Annotated in this window: 21 protein-coding genes; 10 read left to right on the top strand and 11 right to left on the bottom strand. The window is 58.7% G+C overall.

What is annotated here, in order from left to right; translation table 11 throughout:
* Positions 1-2 precede the first annotated feature (2 nt).
* On the top strand, positions 3-1,298 hold the full coding sequence (locus J122_RS05670) for an adenylosuccinate synthase (RefSeq protein ID WP_061331573.1): 1,296 nt from the start codon (positions 3-5) through the stop codon (positions 1,296-1,298).
* 69 nt (positions 1,299-1,367) lie between these two features.
* Here J122_RS05670 and cmoB read toward each other — a convergent pair whose 3' ends face one another.
* Genes cmoB through J122_RS05645 form a run of 5 tightly spaced genes read right to left on the bottom strand, consistent with a single transcriptional unit; the run spans position 1,368 to position 4,970 of the window.
* Positions 1,368-2,360, bottom strand: coding sequence for a tRNA 5-methoxyuridine(34)/uridine 5-oxyacetic acid(34) synthase CmoB (cmoB, locus tag J122_RS05665; RefSeq protein ID WP_061331572.1), 993 nt, complete (start codon positions 2,358-2,360; stop codon positions 1,368-1,370).
* 21 nt (positions 2,361-2,381) lie between these two features.
* Positions 2,382-3,140, bottom strand: coding sequence for a carboxy-S-adenosyl-L-methionine synthase CmoA (gene cmoA / locus J122_RS05660; RefSeq protein WP_061331571.1), 759 nt, complete (start codon positions 3,138-3,140; stop codon positions 2,382-2,384).
* Positions 3,133-3,501: a hypothetical protein gene (locus J122_RS05655; RefSeq protein ID WP_061331570.1), complete on the bottom strand. Its 369-nt coding sequence runs from the start codon at positions 3,499-3,501 to the stop codon at positions 3,133-3,135. The genes cmoA and J122_RS05655 overlap by 8 nt, the downstream gene beginning before the upstream one ends.
* Before the next feature lie 21 nt (positions 3,502-3,522).
* The gene (locus J122_RS05650; RefSeq protein WP_061331569.1) at positions 3,523-4,542 is read right to left on the bottom strand and encodes a serine/threonine protein kinase; all 1,020 of its coding nucleotides are present in this window, start codon (positions 4,540-4,542) and stop codon (positions 3,523-3,525) included.
* A 5-nt stretch (positions 4,543-4,547) separates the two neighbouring features.
* Entirely contained in the window at positions 4,548-4,970 is a 423-nt protein-coding gene (locus J122_RS05645) for a hypothetical protein (RefSeq protein WP_058092060.1), read from the bottom strand.
* Between the two features lie 125 nt (positions 4,971-5,095).
* Between J122_RS05645 and J122_RS05640 the strand changes: the two genes are divergently transcribed.
* Positions 5,096-6,220, top strand: coding sequence for an NAD(P)/FAD-dependent oxidoreductase (locus J122_RS05640; protein ID WP_061331568.1), 1,125 nt, complete (start codon positions 5,096-5,098; stop codon positions 6,218-6,220).
* 193 nt (positions 6,221-6,413) lie between these two features.
* Here J122_RS05640 and J122_RS05635 read toward each other — a convergent pair whose 3' ends face one another.
* Positions 6,414-7,142, bottom strand: a complete 729-nt coding sequence (locus tag J122_RS05635) for a ComF family protein (RefSeq protein WP_061331567.1) — start codon at positions 7,140-7,142, stop codon at positions 6,414-6,416.
* Between the two features lie 51 nt (positions 7,143-7,193).
* On the opposite strand from J122_RS05635, the gene bioB reads away from it, so the two are divergent.
* From bioB to J122_RS05595, 8 genes are all read left to right on the top strand, one after another.
* On the top strand, positions 7,194-8,252 hold the full coding sequence (gene bioB, locus J122_RS05630; RefSeq protein WP_061331566.1) for a biotin synthase BioB: 1,059 nt from the start codon (positions 7,194-7,196) through the stop codon (positions 8,250-8,252).
* 196 nt (positions 8,253-8,448) lie between these two features.
* A complete protein-coding gene (gene bioF / locus J122_RS05625) occupies positions 8,449-9,636 on the top strand; it encodes an 8-amino-7-oxononanoate synthase (RefSeq protein WP_061331565.1) in 1,188 nt (395 codons plus the stop codon).
* Complete coding sequence (bioC, locus tag J122_RS05620) at positions 9,633-10,460, top strand: malonyl-ACP O-methyltransferase BioC (protein ID WP_061331564.1); 828 nt, start codon at positions 9,633-9,635, stop codon at positions 10,458-10,460. The genes bioF and bioC overlap by 4 nt, the downstream gene beginning before the upstream one ends.
* A gap of 320 nt (positions 10,461-10,780) precedes the next feature.
* Positions 10,781-11,485, top strand: coding sequence for a dethiobiotin synthase (bioD, locus tag J122_RS05615; protein WP_061331563.1), 705 nt, complete (start codon positions 10,781-10,783; stop codon positions 11,483-11,485).
* Between the two features lie 49 nt (positions 11,486-11,534).
* On the top strand, positions 11,535-11,780 hold the full coding sequence (locus J122_RS05610) for a flagellar basal body rod C-terminal domain-containing protein (RefSeq protein WP_061331562.1): 246 nt from the start codon (positions 11,535-11,537) through the stop codon (positions 11,778-11,780).
* A 16-nt stretch (positions 11,781-11,796) separates the two neighbouring features.
* Complete coding sequence (locus tag J122_RS05605) at positions 11,797-12,516, top strand: putative metalloprotease CJM1_0395 family protein (protein WP_061331561.1); 720 nt, start codon at positions 11,797-11,799, stop codon at positions 12,514-12,516.
* A 258-nt stretch (positions 12,517-12,774) separates the two neighbouring features.
* Positions 12,775-14,574 carry an acyl-CoA dehydrogenase C-terminal domain-containing protein gene (locus J122_RS05600; RefSeq protein ID WP_061331647.1) on the top strand — a complete coding sequence of 600 codons (1,800 nt, stop codon included), beginning with the start codon at positions 12,775-12,777 and terminating at the stop codon, positions 14,572-14,574.
* A gap of 220 nt (positions 14,575-14,794) precedes the next feature.
* Positions 14,795-16,585, top strand: a complete 1,791-nt coding sequence (locus J122_RS05595) for an acyl-CoA dehydrogenase C-terminal domain-containing protein (protein WP_061331560.1) — start codon at positions 14,795-14,797, stop codon at positions 16,583-16,585.
* A gap of 264 nt (positions 16,586-16,849) precedes the next feature.
* Here the strand turns inward: J122_RS05595 and J122_RS05590 are convergent, their stop codons facing one another.
* The 5 genes from J122_RS05590 to leuS all read right to left on the bottom strand — a co-directional run bounded on the left by J122_RS05590 (position 16,850) and on the right by leuS (position 22,228).
* Complete coding sequence (locus J122_RS05590) at positions 16,850-17,485, bottom strand: endonuclease (RefSeq protein WP_061331559.1); 636 nt, start codon at positions 17,483-17,485, stop codon at positions 16,850-16,852.
* Positions 17,486-17,675: 190 nt separating this feature from the next.
* Complete coding sequence (locus J122_RS05585; protein ID WP_061331558.1) at positions 17,676-17,939, bottom strand: hypothetical protein; 264 nt, start codon at positions 17,937-17,939, stop codon at positions 17,676-17,678.
* 113 nt (positions 17,940-18,052) lie between these two features.
* On the bottom strand, positions 18,053-19,066 hold the full coding sequence (gene holA, locus J122_RS05580) for a DNA polymerase III subunit delta (protein ID WP_061331557.1): 1,014 nt from the start codon (positions 19,064-19,066) through the stop codon (positions 18,053-18,055).
* Positions 19,063-19,641, bottom strand: coding sequence for an LPS assembly lipoprotein LptE (gene lptE, locus J122_RS05575; protein WP_061331556.1), 579 nt, complete (start codon positions 19,639-19,641; stop codon positions 19,063-19,065). The genes holA and lptE overlap by 4 nt, the downstream gene beginning before the upstream one ends.
* 1 nt (position 19,642) lies before the next feature.
* Entirely contained in the window at positions 19,643-22,228 is a 2,586-nt protein-coding gene (gene leuS, locus J122_RS05570) for a leucine--tRNA ligase (RefSeq protein ID WP_061331646.1), read from the bottom strand.
* Positions 22,229-22,241: the final 13 nt, after the last annotated feature.

Genomic DNA, 22,241 nt, shown 5'->3' with positions numbered 1-22,241 from the left:
TCATGGGTAAAAACGTTGTTGTGCTGGGCACCCAATGGGGTGATGAAGGCAAGGGCAAGATTGTTGACCTGCTGACCGACAAAGTAGCTGCGGTGGTGCGCTTTCAGGGTGGCCATAATGCCGGACACACACTGGTGATCGAGGGCAAGAAAACAGCGCTGCATCTGATCCCTTCCGGTATTCTCAGGAAGAATGTCCAGTGCCTGATCGGCAATGGCGTGGTGTTGTCACCGGAGGCCCTGCTGAAAGAAGTCCGTGAACTGGAAGCCAACGGTGTGGCCGTGCGCGATCGCCTTAAGATCAGCCTGGCCTGCCCGATCATCCTGCGTACCCACGTGCGTATTGATCAGGCCCGCGAGCGCGCCAAGGGTAACGAAAAGATTGGCACCACTGGCCGTGGTATTGGCCCTGCATACGAAGACAAGGTATCACGCCGTGGCGTGCGTCTGGGTGATCTGTGCAATCTGGCAGACTTTGAAGTGAAGCTGCGGGAAATCATGTCTTACCACAACTTCGTGCTGACCGAGTATTTCAAGGAAGAGGCGGAAGACATCGATGCGGCCCTGGCCGAATTGAAGCAGATGGGTGAGGAAATCCTGCCCATGTCTGCAGATGTCACCGATATTCTGCACGACTACCGCAAGCGCGGCGAAAACATCCTGTTCGAAGGTGCTCAGGGCTCTCTGCTGGATATCGATCTGGGTACCTACCCGTACGTTACCTCGTCCAACACCACCGCTGGCGGCACCGCCACAGGCTCCGGTTTTGGCCCGATGTTCCTGGACTACGTGCTGGGCATTACCAAGGCATACACCACTCGTGTTGGCTCAGGTCCTTTCCCGACCGAGCTGTTTGACGACATGGGCCAGCACCTGGCGGTAAAAGGTAACGAAGTTGGCACCACCACCGGCCGCTCACGCCGTTGTGGCTGGTTTGATGCGGTGGCCCTGCGCCACGCCATCCAGATCAACAGCGTGTCTGGCATTTGCCTGACCAAACTGGACGTGCTGGACGGCCTGGAAACGGTGAAGGTGTGCGTTGGCTACAAGACACCGAATGGTGAGATTACCCGTCCGCCCATTGGTTGCGATAGCTACAAGGATATTGAACCGGTGTATGAGGAGCTGCCGGGCTGGAGCGAGAGCACGGTAGGCCTGACCACCGTTGACCAGCTGCCAGAGAATGCCAAGGCCTACATCCGCTTCCTGGAGGAGCAGATTGAAGCGCCGATCGATATTATCTCCACGGGCCCTGACCGGGTGGAGACCATTACTCTGCGCCATCCGTTCGGAGAGTAAGCTCGAAGAACAAAAAAACCGCCTTTGGCTGTCACGCCTCAGGCGGTTTTTTTATGTTCGGGTATTACGTCAGGGCTTCTCGGCGATGATGGTTGCGCGCTTGGGTCCCGGATAGCCTTCGATGGTTTTGCTCGAATCGTTCGGGTCGAGAAAATCGGCCAGAGAGTTGAAACGCATCCAGTCCGTCTGCCGTTGTTCCTCGGTGGTGGTGTCGCTGACATCCACCACCCGCGCATTGCGAAACCCGGTCCTGTCCAGCCAGCGTAAGAGGGTGGGGCAACTGGGCAGGAACCAGACATTGCGCATCTGGCCGTAGCGGTCTTCCGGCATCAGGCTGAAGCCTTCCGGACCGTCAACCACCAGGGTTTCCAGTACCAATTCGCCGCCTGGGCGGAGGGTGCCCTTGAGTTCCAGAAGGTGGTCCAGGGGCGAGCGACGGTGGTACAGAACACCCATCGAAAAGGTGGTGTCGAACATCTGCAGGTTGTCCGGTAAGTCCTCCATTCGCACCGGTAGCAGGTCTACCGGAACCTCACCCAGATAACCCTTGACCGCCAGAAACTGGAACATGAACAGCAGACCGGGGTCGATGCCGACAACGCGGCCGGCGCCAGCCCCGGCCATGCGCCAGCAGTGGTAACCGGAGCCACAGCCAACATCGAGGATGGTTCTGTCTTTGAGGTCTGACAGATGAGGGGCAACCCGATCCCATTTCCAGTCTGAGCGCCATTCGGTATCTATATGGGTGCCGAAGAAGTCAAACGGTCCTTTCCGCCAGGGCATCAGGCCCCGCAGGCCCTGTTCCAGACTTTCACTTTGTGCTTGGTTCAGTGGGTCGGGCGCCGACAGGGTAATGGCGGGACGGTTCAGGTCAGCGGCAACGCCGGGCACCTCGGGTAACAGATCCAGTGCGCTTTGCCAGCGGGGCAGGTCGCCGTGGGGATTGTTTTCAAAGCGGGCAACCAGTTGGCGGGTAAGCCGCTCTGCCCAGGGCTCATGCCCGGTTTGTTGCAGGAAGTCGATGAACGGGAGAAAGTGCGCTCGCCAGTCGAAAAGTGCCATGGGGTCGGTTATGTCCTGGGATCAACGGTTCTTGAGGGCCAGTATGGAAACAAAGTTGAAGCACTGGTACCAGACCAGTACCTGATCAAAGCCAGCCTGTATCAGCCGGTCACGGTGGGCGGCCAGGGTTTCCGGAATCAATACCTTTTCGATGGCTGCCCGCTTCTGGCTTATTTCCAGGTCGGAGTAGCCGTTGGCGCGCTTGAACTCGTGGTGCAGTCGCGTCTGGATATCCTGCTCGGTTTCCGATTCAAAGCGGATTTTTTCAGACAGGATCAGTACGCCGCCTGGCAGGGTTGCCTTGGCAATCCGGGTAAGCAGGGCCAGCCGCTGCTCCGGTGGTACGAACTGCAGGGTAAAGTTCAATGTGGTTACCGAGGCTCGGCTCAGTTCTGTTTCGAGAATGTCCTCGCAGCGCAGGGTAACCGGCAGTTCGTGGTCATCCAGTGCGATGTAGTGCTCGCAACGCTCGATCATGGCGCTGGAGTTGTCGACACCCACCAGATTGCAGTCGCGGTGAGGAATGCCGTGGCGCATGGCCAGGGTGGAAGCGCCCAGCGAGCAACCCAGATCATAGCAATGGGAGCCTGGTTGTACGTACTGCTCGGTGATCACCTCAATCATCGGGATGATGGTGGTGTAGCCGGGCACCGACCGGCGAATCATGTCGGGAAAGACCCTGGCCACCGAAGCATCGAACCGGAAATCCTCGGGGTTGCGTTCGGTAGCGAACAGGCGGTCGGTCAGCTGTTCTGGTGCCCCGGATTTGCCCTTACTCATCGCCGTCCTCTTCAGAACCCGTGGCTGGGGCCAGGTCCGTGGGAGAGGGCCGCTGGCAACGCACCCCCCGGTTTTTGTAATCCACCAGGATGCCTCTGAATGACGGGTCAACGTCGGCGGCGATGGCCAGGTAGCCATTCTCGCACACAGCGTGCAGCTCAGAGGACTTTCTGGACATCCGGAAGCTGTCACCTGGCTGGATATGAATAGCCTTGAAGTCGCCGACCGGCACATGGTCCTTGTGTTCAGTATGGTCAATGCGGCCGGCGGCCTCTAACACCAGGACGGTGCCGATGATGGCGGCTATGCCGGTCAAAATAAGGCTGCGGACGGTATAACGGGCTTCGTCGTTATCGCTCATGGGTACCTCGTTGAATGATGATCAGAATTGCCCGGGCAGGCTGATGGCCGGTTCCTGAAGTGCGGAAAGTTGTTCGCGAAGGGCCAGGATCTGGTCTGACCAAAATCTGGGTTGGGCAAACCAGGGGAAGAACCGTGGAAAGGCCGGATCTTCCCAGCGCCGGGCAAGCCAGGCGCAATGGGCGATCTGCCGATAACACCGCAGGGGCTCAATCAGATGTCGTTCCCGGCGGTTGAAGTCCCGGAACATCTCATAGCCTTCAATCAACTCGCCGAGCTGCGCCCCGCGTTCGGAGGCTTCGCCATTAAGCAGCAGCCACATGTCCTGCACGGCCGGCCCTGTGCGACAGTCATCCAGGTCTACAAACAGCATGGATTCGTCCCGGCACAGAATGTTGCCGGCATGGCAGTCTCCGTGAATTCGCAGGGTATCAACGGTTCCCGCGTCTGCCATACGTTGGCGGCAGCCGGCAATCAGATCCGGGATCAGGCTGTCCCAGGCCGGGCGCAGGTCGTCCGGCACCCAGCCTCCGTTGACCAGCAGCGCATTGTGCTCTTCCAACCCCTGGATTAGGTCAAACCCCGGCCGGTGGTTGAAGGATTTCAGCGCCCCAAGGTTATGGATCTGCCCCAGCCATTGGCCCAGTCGGTACAGCGTGTCTGTGACGCTGGTGTCGGGTGCCTGCCCGCCGCGCTGGGGGAAAACCGCAAACAGAAATGCCTGATGCTGGCCCAGGGTATCGCCCCCGGGCATGACCAACGGCGCGACCACCGGAATGTCGGCTTGTTGCAAGTCCAGCGAGAATTCATGCTCCTCCCGGATCGCGGCTTCGCTCCAGCGACCTGGGCGATAGAACTTGGCAATCACCGGCGGGCCATCGTCGAGCCCTATCTGGTAAACCCGGTTCTCGTAACTGTTCAGGGCGAACAGCCGGCCGCTGACGGCAAAGCCTGCTTCCTCGAGCGCGTCCAGGATCACTTCCGGGGTGAGTTGATCGTAGGGATGTGTGGACGTTGTCAGTTCCGGAGGCTCATGTTGCATAAAATTCAGAAGGCCGTGTTGTATCGGGATTTCATGGATTGCAGATGATACCAGTTTTCGTCCAGTTCCCAGCGAACACGATTGACGCCCGAGGTTGCCAGAATAATATCGCCGGCCCGGGCCTGGACCTGCGCCAACTCACGCTCCGCCCTTTGCCAGTCCCGGTGGGTGTCCGCCAGATGACGCATGCTCGGGAACACCGCAGACAATGCCTGCTGAGTCGAGACCGAGTGGGAGCGCAGCGAGCTGATCACCGCCGTATCCCCTTCCACCCGGAGCACCCTGTGCTGGTATGGGTAGCTGGCCACGGTTTTATCGGCCATCAATTGATCGTTCAGGCTGATAACCTCAAACCCTCGCCAGCCAATCCAGCTAACGAACAGCGCGGCAACCACCATAACGGTAATGAACTGCTTCCTGTCTGACATAATCCCTGCTCCGTGCGTCCTGGTACCCGTAGGATGAAGTATAACGGTTCTGGGGTTAGAGGTAATGCAGTCAGCGGTTATCTGCGGTAATTTCCTCGTTTGATATCGATAAATGGTCAGAAATCGTGAGCGAAGAGCGTTTTAGCATACAGACGGTGGTGATTGGCGCCGGCGTGGTTGGCCTTGCCATTGGCCGGCAACTGGCTCTGACCGGCCGGGAGGTCCTGGTGCTGGAGGCGGCCTCCCGCTTCGGCGAGGGCATCTCATCCCGCAACAGCGAGGTTATCCACGCTGGAATCTATTATCCCCACGGGTCCCTGAAAGCCCATTGTTGCGTTCGGGGCCGTGAACTGTTGTATGACTACTGTGACAGCCGCAAGGTAGGCCATCGCAAATGCGGCAAGTGGATCATCGCAACCAACCTTGCCCAGACGGACCGCCTTTCCGGCATCCAGGCACAGGCGGCGGGCAATGGCGTCGAATTGCAGCTTCGCGATGGCCGGGACATAACCCGACAACTCTCTGCCATCAACGCCCGGGCCGGTCTGTGGTCTCCGGAAACCGGGATTATCGACAGCCATGGCCTGATGCTATCGCTGTTGGGGGAGCTGGAGGATGCTGGCGGACAACTGGTGTTGAACAGCCCGGTGCTGGCCGCAGAATCCGACGGCGGGAAGCATACCCTGACCCTGGGTGGCAGCCAGCGTGTAAAACTTGAGGCTTCTGAGGTAATCAACGCCGCCGGTTTGGGCGCCCCCAAGCTTGCCCGACAATGGCTGGGCCTGCCCGATGCCGCCAGGCCGAAACAGTGGCTGGCCCGGGGTGTTTATTTCAGCTATTCCGGCAAACACCCCTTCAATACCCTGATTTACCCCTTGCCCGAGCCCGGAGGCCTGGGCGTCCACCTCACCCTGGATCTTGCCAACCAGGCCCGCTTTGGCCCCGACGTGGAATGGATTCCCGAGGAAGACTACACGGTGAATCCTGACCGGGTGCACGCCTTTGCCGACGGGATCCGGCAATGGTGGCCAGGCCTGGATGCAGACCGACTTCAACCCGCCTATGCCGGTATTCGCCCGAAGCTTACTGGACCCGATGGCGATTTCTTCGATTTCCGCATAGACGGCCCGGCACAACACGGACTGCCCGGCCTGGTTAATCTGTTTGGAATTGAATCACCGGGACTGACATCATGCTTGGCAATAGCCGAAGAGGTGAAACTGCTATTAGACGAGAAAAGTAGGATTTAGGGGAGAACTGCCTTTGGTGGTCGGGGAAACCAACGCAGCCGGTAGTGCAGCGATGAGGTCGCCCTTTCCGGGACTATAAAGGGCCATGGATGGCCCGTCCTAAGCGAGCAGGATGCCTTGAGCGTGTCCCGGAAAGGGCGACCTCATCGCTGCTGACACCAGACAAAGGTCCCCGACCAGTTTCCCGGACCTCCTAGCCAGGAGTCCGAGCCAAAGCCCAAACCTGAATGTCGCCAGCCCCCGCTTCCTTCAACGCAGAGGCAAGAACCCTGACCGTAGCCCCCGTGGTAACCACATCATCAACAATCGCCACCCGCTCGGGCACCACTCCGCGCACCTCAAACACATCCCGCAGATTCTGCAGTCGCGCAGCCCTGTTCAGACTCCGCTGAGCCTTCACCCTTCGCGACCGGCGCACCACCCCGGCCGTGACCGGAATGTCCAGCCGGGCGCCAACAAACTCGGCAATGTCCTGGGCCTGATTAAAGCCCCGTTGCCAGCGCCTGAGCCAGTGCATCGGGGCGGGAATCAGAACATCCGGTTTCTGCTCCGGCTCAAGGTGCTGTTCCAGAAAGCTGGCGAAACCGATTAACAGCGGGCGCGCAAACTTGCGGTGGCCCTGATACTTGTAGCGGCCAATCATGCCATCCACCGGGTACTGGTAGCGCCAGGGAATCAGCGATCGGGAAAAGGGTGGGGGCAGTGTCTGGCATTCGCCGCACCGCATACCCGGAGTGGCAAACGCCAGGGGCAGGGCGCAGCTGTGGCAATGCCAGCGATTGGCCGGCAGGTCGTCCCGGCAGCCAGTGCACAGCCCATGGTGTGCGTGGGGTGACAGGCAGCTGACGCAGCGGCCTCCACTCTGTACGCTGTTAACCTTTCGCTCAATGAAGGTTGACAGTGGTTTCAGTCCGTTTATCATCTCGGTTTATCCGTAAACCAAAAACCTTGCGAAGGTTAACAGGACTTTGCCATGACCGCCACAGCACTGCGTCACGACTGGACACTTCAGGAAGCCCGGGACCTCTTCAATCTGCCGTTCAACGATTTGCTATTCCGGGCCCAGACCGTGCACCGCGAGCACTTTGACCCAAACGAAGTGCAGGTCAGCACCCTGTTGAGCATCAAGACGGGCGCCTGCCCGGAAGACTGCAAGTATTGCCCCCAGAGTGGCCATTACAACACCGGGCTGGAGAAGGAAAAGCTGCTGGAGATTGAGAAGGTGGTGGCGGAAGCCCGGGCGGCGAAGCAGAAAGGGGCTTCCCGGTTCTGTATGGGGGCGGCCTGGCGCAGTCCGTCCAAAAAAGACATGCCTTATGTCCTCGATATGGTGAAGCAGGTCAAATCCCTGGGCATGGAGACCTGCATGACTCTGGGTATGCTGAAAGAGGAAGAAGCGCGCGAGCTGGCCGACGCCGGGTTGGATTACTACAACCACAACCTGGATACCTCCGAGAAGTATTACAACCACATCATCACGACCCGCACCTACCAGGACCGCCTGGATACCCTGGATAACGTCCGCAAGGCCGGCATGAAGGTCTGCTGTGGCGGCATCATGGGTATGGGTGAAGACGAGGATGACCGGGTTGGTTTGCTGGTTCAGCTGGCGAATCTGCCGCAGCACCCGGAGAGTGTGCCGGTGAATATGCTGGTGAAGGTGAAGGGTACACCGCTGGAAAATGTCGAAGACCTGGAGCCGTTTGATTTTATCCGGATGATTGCGGTGGCGCGGATTATGATGCCGGCGTCCCATGTTCGGTTGTCTGCGGGTCGCGAGCAGATGAATGAGCAGATGCAGGCGTTGTGTTTCATGGCGGGTGCCAATTCCATTTTCTATGGCGAGAAGTTGCTGACCACGTCTAATCCTGAGGCGGATGCGGATATGCAGTTGTTCCGCAAGCTGGGGATTCGGCCGGAGCAGCGGGAGCAGTGTGCTACCGAGGAGCAGGAGACTGAGGCGTTGGCCGAGGCGGTGGAGTATGAGGCTACTCGGCACATGTTTTATGACGCTACTCGGGAGTCGGCCTGAGGTTTCTGGTTTTGGGCGTTCTGTGCGGTGCGGGTGAAGGTCGGGTAAGGCTTTCCGAAACACGCTCAAGACGTCCATGTGCGCTTAGGACGGGCCATCCCTGGCCCTTTATAGTTCCGGAAAGCCTTACCCGACCTTCAAGCCAAACGCCGTTCGTGGATTCCGTACAACAGCAGTTGATTTAGGTACTTTTTCTATGCGTGATTTCGCCCTGGAGATTGAACAGCGTAAACGGGACGGTTTGTACCGGTCCCGTCGCCTGGTTTCCGGGCCGCAGAAGCCGGAGTTGGTGGCGGACGGGGTTGAGCTGTTGTCGTTCTGTAACAACGATTATCTTGGGCTGGCTAATCACCCTGGCAATATCGCCACGCTGCGTGACGCGTTGGCCGAGACCGGGTTGGGTGGGGCAGCTTCTCATCTGGTGTGCGGGCACCATGATGCCCATCATCAGCTGGAGCAGCGGCTGGCGGCGTTTACCCGGCGTAGTTCGGCGCTGTTTTTTTCCACCGGTTACATGGCGAACATGGGTGTGATTTCTGCACTCGCAGGGCGTGGGGATACGATTTTTTCTGACCGTTTGAATCATGCGTCGATTATTGATGGCTGCATCCTTAGCCGGGCTCGTGTTCGGCGTTATGGGCACGGGGATGTGGCGGCGTTGGAGCGGATGTTGGCGGAGACGTCGGGGCACAAGCTGGTGGTGACCGATGGTGTGTTCAGTATGGACGGTGATATCGCGCCGCTGAAGGAACTTGCCCGGGTGTGTAAGGCCCACGATGCCCTGTTGGTGGTGGATGATGCCCATGGTTTGGGTGTGCTTGGACCCCAGGGGCGGGGCAGTGTGCTTGAGGCCGGGTTGTCTGAGGATGAGGTGCCGGTTTTGATTGGCACTCTTGGCAAGGCGGTGGGTACTAGCGGTGCGTTTGTGGCCGGGCCGGAGGTGTTGATGGATTATCTGGTGCAGAAGGCCCGAACCTACATCTACACCACCGCCATGCCGCCGGCGGTGGCGCTGGCAAGCTGTGCCAGTATTGATTTGATTGAGCAGGATAATGCTCGCCGCGCCCATTTGCAGGCACTGATTGCCCGGTTCCGTTCCGGGGCGCAGCAGCTGGGTTATCAACTGATGCCGTCGCACACGCCCATCCAGCCCATTATGGTGGGGGATAACCATGCAGCTTTGGCATTGAGCCGGGCACTGGAGGAACAGGGCATACTGGTCACGGCCATCCGCCCGCCCACGGTGCCGGAAGGCGAGGCCCGGTTGCGGGTAACCCTGAGCGCCGCGCATTCTGAAGAGCAACTCGATCGATTGCTGCAAGCTTTGGCCCAGTGCCGCTCCCTGTTGCCGGAGCAGACTGCTCAGGAGCCTGTTGCGGTATGAGCGCCTACAGCGATCTGACGGCAATAACCCGTGCCGAAGGCGGAACCGGCAGTAAAGCCTGCATTGCCCAGGGGTTCGGCGGCGCCAGCCAGACCTACGACAGCGCCTCCCGCCTGCAAAAAGCCATGGGCGACACCATGCTCGCCAACATACCGGAGAACCTGAAGCCGGCAACTATCCTGGATCTCGGCTGCGGTACCGGCTGGTTCACCCGCAAACTGGCAAGCCAATACCCGAACGCCGCCATCACCGGCGCAGACCTGGCCCCCGGCATGTTGCAGCAGGCTAAAGCCTGCAGCTCCGAGACCATCCGCTGGCTCAACGCAGACGCCGAACAGCTCCCGCTGCCAGACAACAGCACCGACCTGATCTACAGCAACCTGATGATCCAGTGGAGCACCCGACCGGAAGCCGTCCTGGCCGAATGCCAAAGAATCCTCAAACCCGGCGGCATCCTCGCCATCTCCACCTTGCTGGAAGGCACCCTCGAAGAACTCAAGCAAGCCTGGGCCTACGCCGACCCCGGCCAGCCCCATGTAAACCGTTTTACCCGCTATGCGGACTGGAAGCGATTAACCGGCCAGCAGCTCCCTGGTTCCACCTTGGACACGGCAACCCTGGCTTTGCCCTATGACTCCCCCATGGCCCTGAACCGGGAGCTCAAACACCTCGGTGCCGTGTTCAAGGGCGAAGAGCGCCGCAGAACCATCACCGCCCCGGGACGATTCAAGGCGATGTGTGCTGCTTATCCGAGCACGGAAGACGGCCTGGTCTTCGCCAGCTATCACGCAGGCTGGCTGTACTGGACTAAAACCTCTCGTTAGAAAGGAAAGAAACGGGACAAGATTAAGACGGCAAACACAAAAGTTTGAGGTGAGGGCGTGGGTGCGGCTTTCCGGGACTATCTTTCGCCATGGATGGCGAAAGCTAAGCGCACATGGGTGAGGCAAGCGTTTATGAAGCAAAGCTTCATGCGCAGCCGAACGACAGCAATCTTTGATTGCTGGCCGGGCCCCGTAGGGGTCTTGAGCGTGTCCCGGAAAGCCGTACTCACACCCTCAGCCAAGCACCAAAGTGTCGGTTAGGAAAGACGCACCACACCCTCACCTGGCACCCCAAACAGATGCAGCAGGAACCCCAGAAAATGGCAAAAAAAACCTACTTCGTAACAGGCACCGACACTGGCGTGGGTAAAACGATCGCTGCTGCTGCCATTCTGGAGGCCGCGCGGCAGCTGGGAAAGCGCACGCTGGCGATGAAACCCATTGCCTCAGGGTGCGAGCAGACCCCAGATGGACTGCGTAATGAAGACGCCCTGATGTTGCAAGCCGCCATTACCGAAGAGCTTCCCTACGATGCCCTCAACCCCATAGCACTGGAGCCGGCCATTGCCCCCCACGTTGCGGCGCAACAGGCGGGCAAGAACATCACGGCCCAGCGCCTTGTGGGCTTTTGCCGTGGCCTGCAGATTCGGCCCGCTGACCTGATGCTGATTGAGGGTGCTGGTGGCTGGCGGGTTCCCCTCAACGATCGGGAAACCTACGCAGCGGTGCCCCGGGAGCTGGGGCTGGATGTGGTAATGGTCGTGCCCCTGAAACTTGGCTGTATTAACCACGCCATGCTCACCGCGGAGGCCATCAGGGCCGATGGTCTGTTCGTGGCAGGCTGGGTAGCCAATCATCCCGAAGAGAATGTCATGAGTTGTGAGCAGGACACCCTTAACTATCTGACAACGCACCTCGGGGCACCATGCCTGGGTGTTTTGCCGTGGTTGGATGGCACTCCGGCTGACCAGTTGCCGAAAGTCCTGGCAAGATTCCTGAATATTCGCCCGTTGATTGAAATTTGACCAAATCTGTGAGTAAATAAGTCAATCTGTTGTCATAGGTGGCCTGGACATGATCAACAACACCCTTTCTCTTGGTATCCAAGGTATCCAGGATGGCATGGCGGGCATGGAAAATGCGGCCCGGAAGATTGCCCGTGGCGGTGTTGACGGCCCTCAGGGTTCTGCTGAGGGTGTGGGTAATCTGGCTGAGCCACTGATTGAAATGACGCTCTACGAGCGCAGTGTCGAGGCGTCCGCACAGGTTGTGAAGACGGCTGACGAAACTCTGGGAACACTCCTGGACATCCGCGCCTGACCCTGACTACTGAGCCGTGAATATCCTTTCCTCGATTCCCCCTGTTTATCCGGTGGTTTCCGGTGACGCGTCGGCGACTGGCAGCATTCCGCCGAGTGGTGTTTCCTCGACAACGCCCGGTGAAGGCTTCTCTACCGATGCTGATGATCGTACCCGGGGTGTTGAGCAGTCCTCCGACGCCAGATCAGCCTCCCGATTTGTCGATGGTGACGCGGATGCAAAGGCCGACCTGCAGGGGCTCACGGAGGCCGAGCTTAAACAGCTGAGCGAGCTGAAAGCCAGGGACCGGGAAGTTCGGGCCCATGAGGCGGCGCACCAGGCGGTCGGCGGTCAGTACGCCGGAGCTATGTCGTTTACCTATCAGCGCGGCCCTGACGGTGCCCAGTACGCCGTGGGCGGTGAAGTCCCCATCGATGTCTCCCCGGTCGCCGGCGATCCGCAGGCAACTATCGAGAAAATGCGTGTGGTGCGAGCGGCCGCCATGGCGCCGGCACAACCCTCAGCGCAGGATCGTGCGGTGGCGGCCCAGGCCATGCAGACCATGTTACAGGCGCAGTCTGAGCTGGCGGCCGGTGAAGGCGAGCGTGAGCCAACGCCTGGTTCCGAATCGGCTCGGGACGAGGCAGCCCAAGGCCAGTCTGGCATTGCCCGCCAGGCCGACGAAACCTACCGCAGCGTTTCTGCCATGCAGGGTGCCGAAGGCGTGTTCGGCGAGCCAACGTCTTTATTTGCCTGAATTACCTGACTGTTCCATCTCTCAACCCGTCAGCTCCGGGGGGTTCCCATCGTTGTTGTGGCGGTGTTTTCCGCTTTGGTGAACACACAATGCAACACAATTTTTAGCCAAGGCTATTGACAATTCTGTGTCGCAAAACGTATGTTTCAAACAAGTGTTTAATTAAGGCTGTGATGCGATGTGTCGCAGTGTCTGAGCAAACCCAAGGCCAATGGCTGTTATCTGTTTCAGCCGAGTCCGAAAACCGAGGTGGATTCCATGCCTGAGTACAAAGCGCCCCTGCGTGATATCAAATTCGTAATGAACGAGCTGCTGAACAGCGAGCAGCACTACGCCAATCTGGAAGGTGCCGAAGATGCAACTCCGGATATGGTCGATGCCATCATCCAGGAAGGTGCAAAGTTCTGTGAGCAGGTATTGTCTCCGCTGAACCAGGTGGGTGACCAGGAAGGCTGTACCTGGAGCGAAGACGGTGTAAAAACCCCGACCGGCTTTAAAGAAGCCTACCAGCAATATGTTGAAGGCGGCTGGCCGTCCATGACGGCTGACCCCAACTACGGTGGTCAGGGCTTGCCGCACTCTATTGGCCTTGTGGTCAGTGAGATGGTAGGGACTTCCAACTGGTCCTGGGGCATGTATCCTGGCCTGAGCCACGGTGCCACCAACACCATCGAAGAGCACGGCACCGAAGAGCAGAAGCAGACGTATCTGACCAAGCTGATCAGCGGCGAGTGGACCGGCACCATGTGTCTGACCGAGCCGCACTGTGGTTCTGACCTGGGCACCCTGCGCACCAAGGCCGAGCCGAACGCAGACGGCACCTACAGCATCACTGGCACCAAGATCTTTATCTCTGCCGGCGAGCACGACATGGCCGAGAACATCGTCCACATCGTACTGGCACGTCTGCCGGGCGCACCGGAAGGCACCAAGGGCATCTCCCTGTTCATCGTTCCCAAGCAGCTGCCGAACGAAGACGGCTCTGCCGGAGAGCGTAACGCGGTATCCTGTGGTTCCCTGGAGCACAAGATGGGTATCCATGGTAACGCTACCTGTGTGATGAACTTCGACGGCGCCAAGGGCTGGCTGATCGGGCCTGAGAACAAGGGCCTGAACTGTATGTTCACCTTTATGAACACGGCCCGTATCGGTACCGCTATCCAGGGTTTGGGTGCCGCTGAACTTGGCTTCCAGGGTTCCCTGGCCTACGCCAAGGATCGTCTGGCCATGCGCTCCCTGAGCGGTCCGAAGAACCCGGACGGCATCGCAGATCCGATCATCGTGCACCCGGACGTGCGCCGCATGCTGCTGACCCAGAAGGTTGTCGCTGAAGGCGCCCGCGCCCTGATCTACCTGGCGGGCCAGCAAGTGGACGTGGTTCACAGCGGCAAAACTGAAGAAGAGCGTAAGCACGCTGACGCGCTGCTGGGCTTCCTGACCCCGATCGCCAAGGCATTCCTGACCGAAATCGGTTACGAGTCTGCCAACCTGGGTATGCAGGTATTCGGTGGCCACGGCTTCATCACTGAGTGGGGCATGGAGCAGAACGTACGTGACTCCCGCATCGGCATGATCTACGAGGGTACTACCGGTATCCAGGCGCTGGATCTGCTGGGCCGTAAGGTTCTGATGACTCAGGGCGAAGCTCTGAAAGTGTTCACCAAGCAGGTTCACGTATTCTGCAAAGAGAACGCCGACAACGAGCAGTTGAAAGAGTTCATCGAGCCGCTGGCTGCGATCAACAAGGAGTGGGGCGATCTGACCATGAAGGTTGGTATGACCGCCATGAAGAACCGTGAAGAAGTCGGTGCCGCTGCGGTGGACTACCTGATGTACTCCGGTTACGCGGTCTTCGCTTACCTGTGGGCCCGTATGGCCAAGGTCGCACTGGACAAGATGGCTGACGGCACCTCCGAGGAGATGTTCTACAACGCCAAGGTTCAGTCTGCACGCTTCTACTTCAAGCGTCTGCTGCCGCGTACCAAGACCCACGCAGAAACCATGCTGGCCGGCTCTGACAGCCTGCTGGATATGCCGGAAGAAGCCTTCGCCATCTAAGGCGGGGTTGCTATCTGGTTGATGGCACTGAAAAAGCCCGTTCTCCGTCCGGAGGCGGGCTTTTTTCATGAGTCCCGGGCGCGTTTTGAGGTAGAATAGCGCGCCATAGAACAACAACCTTGTTTCGGACACATAGCCGAGCGGGGGATTATCAGACCTTCATCGAGAAGGCGTTTTCCATGTCCCCCAAGTGACTGACTGAATTTCTGGAGAGTTTTACATGGCTGATTATCAGGCACCCCTTCGTGACATGCGTTTCGTTCTGAACGAAGTATTTGATGCCCCAGCGCTTTGGGCATCACTGCCCAAGATTGCAGAAAACGTAGATCCCGACACCGCAGACGCGATCCTTGAGGAAGCGGGCAAGATCACCAGTGGCGTGTTGGCACCCCTGAACCGCGAAGCGGACGAGCAGGGCTGTAAGTGGAACGAAGGCGAAGTTTCCACTCCGGAAGGTTTCAAAGAAGCCTACCAGACCATCGTGGAAGGTGGCTGGAACGGCCTTGGCGGCAACCCCGATTTCGGCGGTATGGGCATGCCGAAAACGCTGGTGGCCCAGTTTGAAGAAATGATGCAGGGCGCCAACATGGCCTTCGGCCTGGCTCCGATGCTGACCGCCGGTGCCTGCCTGGCCCTGGATGCTCACGGCAGCCAGGAGCTGAAAGAGAAATACCTGCCGAACATGTACTCTGGCGTATGGTCTGGCGCCATGGACCTGACCGAACCGCACGCTGGCACCGACCTGGGCATTATCCGTACCAAGGCCGAGCCGAACGACGATGGCTCCTTCAACGTGACTGGCACCAAGATCTTCATTACCTGGGGCGAGCACGACATGGCTGAGAACATCATCCATCTGGTGCTGGCCAAGCTTCCGGACGCGCCGAAGGGCCCGAAAGGCATCTCCCTGTTCCTGGTGCCCAAGTTCATAGTGAACGATGATGGTTCCCTGGGCGAGCGCAACCAGTTCAGCTGTGGTTCCATCGAGAAAAAGATGGGTATCAAGGCCTCCGCTACCTGTGTGATGAACTTCGACGGCGCCAAAGGCTGGCTGGTTGGTGAAGAGAACAAAGGCCTGGCCGCCATGTTCACCATGATGAACTACGAGCGCCTGGGCGTTGGCATTCAGGGCATCGGCGCCGCCGAAGCCTCCCTGCAGAGCGCCCGTGAATACGCCAACGAGCGTATCCAGAGCCGCGCTCCCACTGGTGCCCAGCAGCCCGAAAAAGCCGCTGACCCGATCCTGGTACACCCAGACGTGCGCCGCATGCTGCTGACCATGAAGAGCTACGTAGAGGGTGGCCGTGCCTTCTCCACCTACGTAGCCCAGTGGCTGGACATCTCCAAGTACTCCGACAACGACGAACAGCGCAAGCACGCCGAAGGCATGGTTGCCCTGCTGACTCCCGTCGCCAAAGCCTTCCTGACCGACCGGGGCCTGGACACCACCATCATCGGCCAGCAGGTCTTTGGTGGCCACGGCTTCATCCGCGAATGGGGCCAGGAGCAGTTGGTACGCGACTGCCGCATCACCCAGATCTACGAAGGCACCAACGGGATCCAGGCCATGGACCTGATGGGTCGTAAAGTGGTTGCCAGCCAGGGCAAGCTGTACGAACTGTTCGTGCAGGACGTCGCCTCGTTCATCGAAGAGAACACTGGCGATGCCGCCCTGAAGCCCTACCTGGAGCCGTTGGCAGCCTCTCTGGAGCGCTTGTCTGACGTCACCGAACACGTCATCAAACAAGCCGGCGACAACCCCAACGCCATCGGCGCCGCCGCCGTCGACTACCTCGACATGTTCGGCTACACCGCCCTGGCTTACATGTGGGCCAAAACCGTCAAAGCCGCCGCCCCGAAAGCCGAGGGCGATACCTCCGGCTTCTACACCGGCAAGCTGAAAACAGCCCGCTTCTACTTCGACCGCCTGCTGCCAAAGACCGTGTCTCTGGCCGAAGGCATCCGCAGTGGTAGCGATGCAATGATGGCTCTGGCGGCTAACGAAATCTGATTCAGATTCGTTACTCCAGATAGCAAAAAAGCAGGCCCAAGTGGCCTGCTTTTTTGTTGATAGCGAACTGAAGTCTATCGGCTGGCATGTGGGGAGGCCCTTCTGAAACCTTGCTCAGCTGATCGCAAGAGTCCGGGCGGTGGTCAGGGTGGGGCTTTCCGAAACCTTGCGGAGCCAGGGATGGCGGAGCAGAGCGTACAAGGACGTATTCACAGCGTGTTTCGGAAAGCTCCACCCTGACCAGCGCTTGCACTTTTTGAGAGTTTAGAGGCGATTAATCAACCCAGGATTAACCACAAACGGATTCTCATTACCCTGAATCTCGGCAATACGCTGATGCCGCGCCAACTCCCGATCATCCGGCGGATCCAGCTCATTCCACTCCTGGAACACCGACGTCGCCCCAAGCCAAGGCAGCCCATAAGTATCCACCATGTAAGCCATCGTGCGGGCAACATCCCCCTTCACATGCTCCGGCGGCTCAAAGAATTGTGCACTCTCCCGAATACCACAGTCATCCGCCCGCGTCGCATCGCCCAGATTCTCATAGCGGGCATTCCGCCTCCGCATCTCGACCCGCGAACGAACCGGCACCATATTGTGAAGATCCGACGTAATCTGACGGTATTGATTATCCTGCTTGCATTGGCTTGTGGTGCCGCAATTCAGCGCGCTGCGGATATCAGCCGGCGGATAGACATAGCCATCCGTCATCACAAACCCCTTGCTGGTGAACGGCGCTTCACAGAAAAACGACGTTCCGCCGTTTGCATAGAGATTGCCCCAGAACTGATCTTTCACGACCGTCTCTGGATCACTGAAACGGGTATTCTGGCCAATAACCAAGGTTGTTGAGAGGGCGAGTATAAGCGTGATGGGAACTAACGTTATTTTTTTCATAGGGCCGTTATACCTCACATTGCACGGCGCATACCGTGGCCATCGCGACGAGTGATTGATGGCAAAATGAACAATCTGACAAAAGTATGACGGAGTGTTCACTCTTTTCTGTGAAGTATGGCACAGAGGCTCAAATAGAGAAGCCCCTGTGCGGATCGTTCATGTTGTAAATTGTTAACGCGTTAACAATCTATTTCATTTTGTTGCGGATGTCCTGATAGCGGGTCTTGAGATCTTCTCCCCATTGGCGAGCCGTGTCTCTCGCCTCATGGCTGGCATTCTCCGCGTCATGGACAACCTGATCCAGTTTCTGGCGGAAGCGATCCCAGTCCTGTTCAAGGTCGTCCCATTCATCTTTTACATCTTCCTTGGCCAGGTGCAGTTGCACACGGGCTTCGTCACGGTACTGCTTGATTTTTTCCGACAGTTTGTTGAATTCGTCTTGCAGACTCATAGCGATTCTCCTTCCCTGATGAGTTGGGAAGTCTACAATGCGCCGGAATGTAAAAAACTGTCAAGAGGGTGAAAGTCAGGGTTTTGCGCAGGTTCGCACTGGATTGACCTGGATCAGTTAGGGTGAGCACCGGCAAGAACCGCCGACAAATCCCTGAGGTGATGCCAGGGGGTAAGACCATCAAACCCCTTGGCAGATCGGTCTGTGGCGTTGCACAGGCTGATGGCGCCGTGCAGTTGACGCATATTCAGCCGGCGGGCTGCCTGCTGGATAGCAGACGCTCGCCGGGGCTGGAACACCCCGCGTTTTTTCAGGAAGCCCGAAGGATTGTCGCCCGGGGGCAGGGCAGTTTTCAGTTCGATGATGATGTGCAGGTCTCGCACCAGCACACTCAACAAACCCAGTGGGTTTTCACCTTCCTGCTGCAGGATTCCGATGATCTTTCCCGCATGGGCGGCTTTACCGGCGAGTAACTCGGTGACCAACTCAAAGCCATTGAAGCGGGCGCTGTCCTGGACCGCTTGCTCGATAGTCTCTTCGTCGATGGTTTTGCCAGCCGTCAGTAACGCCAACCTGTCCAGTTCCTGGCTGGCAGCCAGAAGATTCCCCTCAAGCCGCTCCGTGAGCATCCCCAGGGCCCCGCGGGTAAGGCTCAGGCCTTGTCCGCTGGCCCGCTGTTGCAGCCAGCCGGCAAATTTATCGGGCTCAACCGGCCAGACCGGTACATGGACACCGCAGCCTTGCAGAGCCTTGTACCACTTGCGTTTGGTTTCTGCGGCGTCGAGTTTGGCGCTGATGAGTAGCAGGATAACGTCTTCAGGCGGTGCCTCAAGAACCTGTTCAAGAACCTTTCGGCCATCACCCAGCTTGCCCGTTGGCAGGTGAATTTCAATGCGCCGCTTTTCAGCAAACAGGGACAGGGCGTTGCATTCATCGGCAACGGCATTCCAGTCCAGTTGATGATCGGCGTGGTAGGTCAGGCGATCCTGATACCCGGCGTCCCGGGCCGTCTTTCGAATCAGGTCACAGCATTCCTGCACCAGCAGGGGCTCGTCACCGGAAATCAGGTAGACCGGAGCCAGACCTTTCTTGAGCAACTGGGGGAGCTGGCCGGGCTGGGTCTTCATGGCGCGTCGGCTTGCTTCTGGCTTGTTTCGTACTCTGCGATGGCCGCGTCAATCCGCTCCTGGCTCATCGGCGCCAACCGGAAGAGTACCTGTTGTGCCAGTCGATCCCCGAGCTGTTGCCGGAGTTCTTCTTCTTCCCGTTGCTTGGCCAGCACATTGGTTTCATCGTAACGATAGGTCTCGCTGGTGGTCAGATCGGTTGCCGCGATCAGCGGGATCCGGTCTGCGGTCAGCAACTCCATAGTGACTTGATGTCGCAGTATGTACTCTGCCGCGGCGGCCTGAGCGGTAATGGCGGATGCCCGGCGGTCCTGCTGGTAGCTTCTCAGCCGAAGCACGTAGTCCGCCGATGAGGCATCCTGCAGATCAATGCCCCCCAGCCTGAGTTGATCCCGCACCGACTGGCAGAACCGTCCGGGCAGCGAATCGGGGCAGTCTACCGCCAGTGGCTGGAGGGAGGCCGGCACCGGTGAGGTGCCCCGTAACTGAAAACCGCACCCGGCAAGCGTGGCGGTTGCCAGCATTGCCAGTAACGGAAGTCGGAGGGCTTTCAGAAAAAAGGGCACCGAAGGCATATCAGTTAGCCACCACGTTAACCAGCTTGCCGGGTACAACGATGACTTTGCGCACGGTTTTGCCATCGGTGAAGCGCATGACGTTTTCGTTCTCCAGCGCCAGTTTTTCCAGGTCCGCCTTGCCGATGTCTGCGGGCACGCTTTCTTTTGCCCGTACTTTACCGTTGACCTGCAGCACAACCTCAATCTCACTGCGGACCATGGCGCTCTCATCGGCAACCGGCCAGCTGGCATCAACCACGGGTTCTGAGTGGCCAAGGGCCTGCCAGAGAGTATGGCTGATGTGTGGCACGATGGGCGACAGCACCAGAACCGCCACCTCCAGTGCTTCCTGGCGAACGGCGAGGCTCTGGGGCTCGTTGTCTGTCAGTCGGCTGACTTCGTTCAGCAGTTCCATCACAGCGGCGATCGCCGTATTGAAGGTAAGGCGACGACTGATGTCGTCACTGACCTTGGCAATGGTTTCGTGGGTCTTGCGACGCAGATCCTTCTGGGCGCTGTTCAGGCTGCCAGTCTCAAGGGCGGGTACTTCACCACCAGCGGTTTGCTCATTGACCAGGCGCCACAGCCGCTTGAGGAAGCGGTGTGCGCCTTCCACGCCGCTGTCAGACCATTCGAGGGACTGCTCTGGCGGCGCAGCAAACATCATGAACAGACGAACGGTGTCGGCGCCATGCTGGTCAATGATGGCCTGAGGGTCGATGCCGTTGTTCTTGGACTTGGACATCTTGGTGACGCCGCCGATCTGAACTGGCTGGCCGTCTTCATTGTGGACCGCCTTCACCACTTGTCCTTTGTTGTCCCGTTCGACCGTGACATCGGCCGGGGCAATCCAGGTAATCTTGCCGGAATCATCTTCCCGATAGTAGGTCTCAGCCAGCACCATGCCCTGACAGAGCAGGCGATTGAACGGCTCCGAGCTGTCTACCAGGCCAACGTCCCGCAGCAGTTTGTGGAAGAAGCGGGCGTACAACAGGTGCAGGATGGCGTGCTCGATACCACCGATGTACTGATCCACCGGCAGCCAGTAGTTGGCCGCAGCCGGGTCCAGCATGCCCTTGTCGTAGTTGGGGCTGCAGAAGCGCGCGTAATACCAGGACGACTCCATGAAGGTGTCGAAGGTATCGGTCTCCAGGGTGGCCGCCTGACCGTTATATTCGGTTTTGCACCACTCCGGGTCGGCCTTGATCGGTGACTGAACGCCGTCCATTTCGACATCTTCCGGCAGGCGAACCGGTAGCTGGTCATCCGGCACCGGCATCTCCGTGCCGTCTTCCAGCGTCATCATCGGAATGGGCGCGCCCCAGTACCGTTGACGCGACACACCCCAGTCACGCAGGCGGTAGTTCACGGTGCGCTTGCCGATACCGTTGTCTTCAAGGTATTTCGCGATCTCGTCGAAGGCTTCCTCGCTGGTCAGTCCACTGTATTTGCCGGACGATACAAGCACACCTTTCTCGGTAAAGGCATTTTCCTGTACATCGATGTCGCGGCTGTCATTGGGCGCAATCACTTGTTTGATCGCCAGCTTGTACTTCAGGGCAAACTCGTGGTCACGATCATCGTGGCCGGGAACGGCCATCAGTGCGCCTGTGCCGTAGTCCATCAGTACAAAGTTGGCGACCCACACCGGTACCTCTTCCTGGGTCAGCGGATGAATGGCTTTGAACCCGGTGTCGATGCCCTTCTTTTCCATGGTGGCCAGTTCTGCTTCGGCCACTTTGCTGTTGCGGCACTGCTCGACAAACTCAGCGACATCCCTGTGCCGTTCAGCCGCAGCCTTGGCCAGCGGGTGTTCTGCTGCCACCGCCATGTAACTGACGCCCATCAGGGTATCCGGACGGGTGGTGTAAACGGTCAGGCCGTCTTCCCGGTCTTTCAGCGGGAAGGTCAGCTCAGTACCTACAGACTTGCCGATCCAGTTCCGCTGCATGGTCTTGACCTGCTCGGGCCAGTCTTCCAGCTGGTCCAGGTCGTTCAGCAGTTCCTCGGCGTAATCGGTAATGCGGATAAACCACTGGGGAATCTTCTTCTGCTCAACCAGGGCGCCGGAGCGCCAGCCGCGGCCATCCACCACCTGCTCGTTTGCCAGAACCGTCTGATCGACGGGGTCCCAATTTACGGTGGACATTTTCTTGTACACCAGGCCCTTTTCGTAAAGACGGGCAAAGAACCACTGTTCCCAGCGGTAGTATTCGGGATCGCAGGTGGCCAGCTCGCGGCCCCAGTCGTAACCAAAGCCCAGTTGCTTGAGCTGTTTCTTCATGTATTCGATGTTCGCCCGGGTCCACTTGGCGGGGGCGGATTTGTTGGCAATGGCGGCGTTCTCGGCGGGCAGGCCGAAGGCGTCCCAGCCCATGGGTTGCATGACGTTTTTGCCTTGCATGCGCTGGTAGCGGGAAATCACGTCGCCGATGGTGTAGTTGCGAACGTGGCCCATGTGCAGTTTGCCGCTGGGGTAGGGGAACATGGACAGGCAGTAGTACTTGGGCTTGCCGGGCTCTTCCTTCACTTTGAAGGTTTCGTTGGTTTCCCAGAAGTCGCGGGCGGTCTGCTCTACATCACGTGGGTTGTATTGTTCGTCCATTCCTGCCATTACC

Origin of the sequence: Marinobacter excellens LAMA 842 (assembly GCF_001574445.1) — a bacterium.
Classification (GTDB): Bacteria; Pseudomonadota; Gammaproteobacteria; order Pseudomonadales; family Oleiphilaceae; genus Marinobacter; species Marinobacter shengliensis.
Note: the sequence above shows the minus strand (reverse complement) of the source record. Positions and strands in the feature narration are given on the sequence as shown.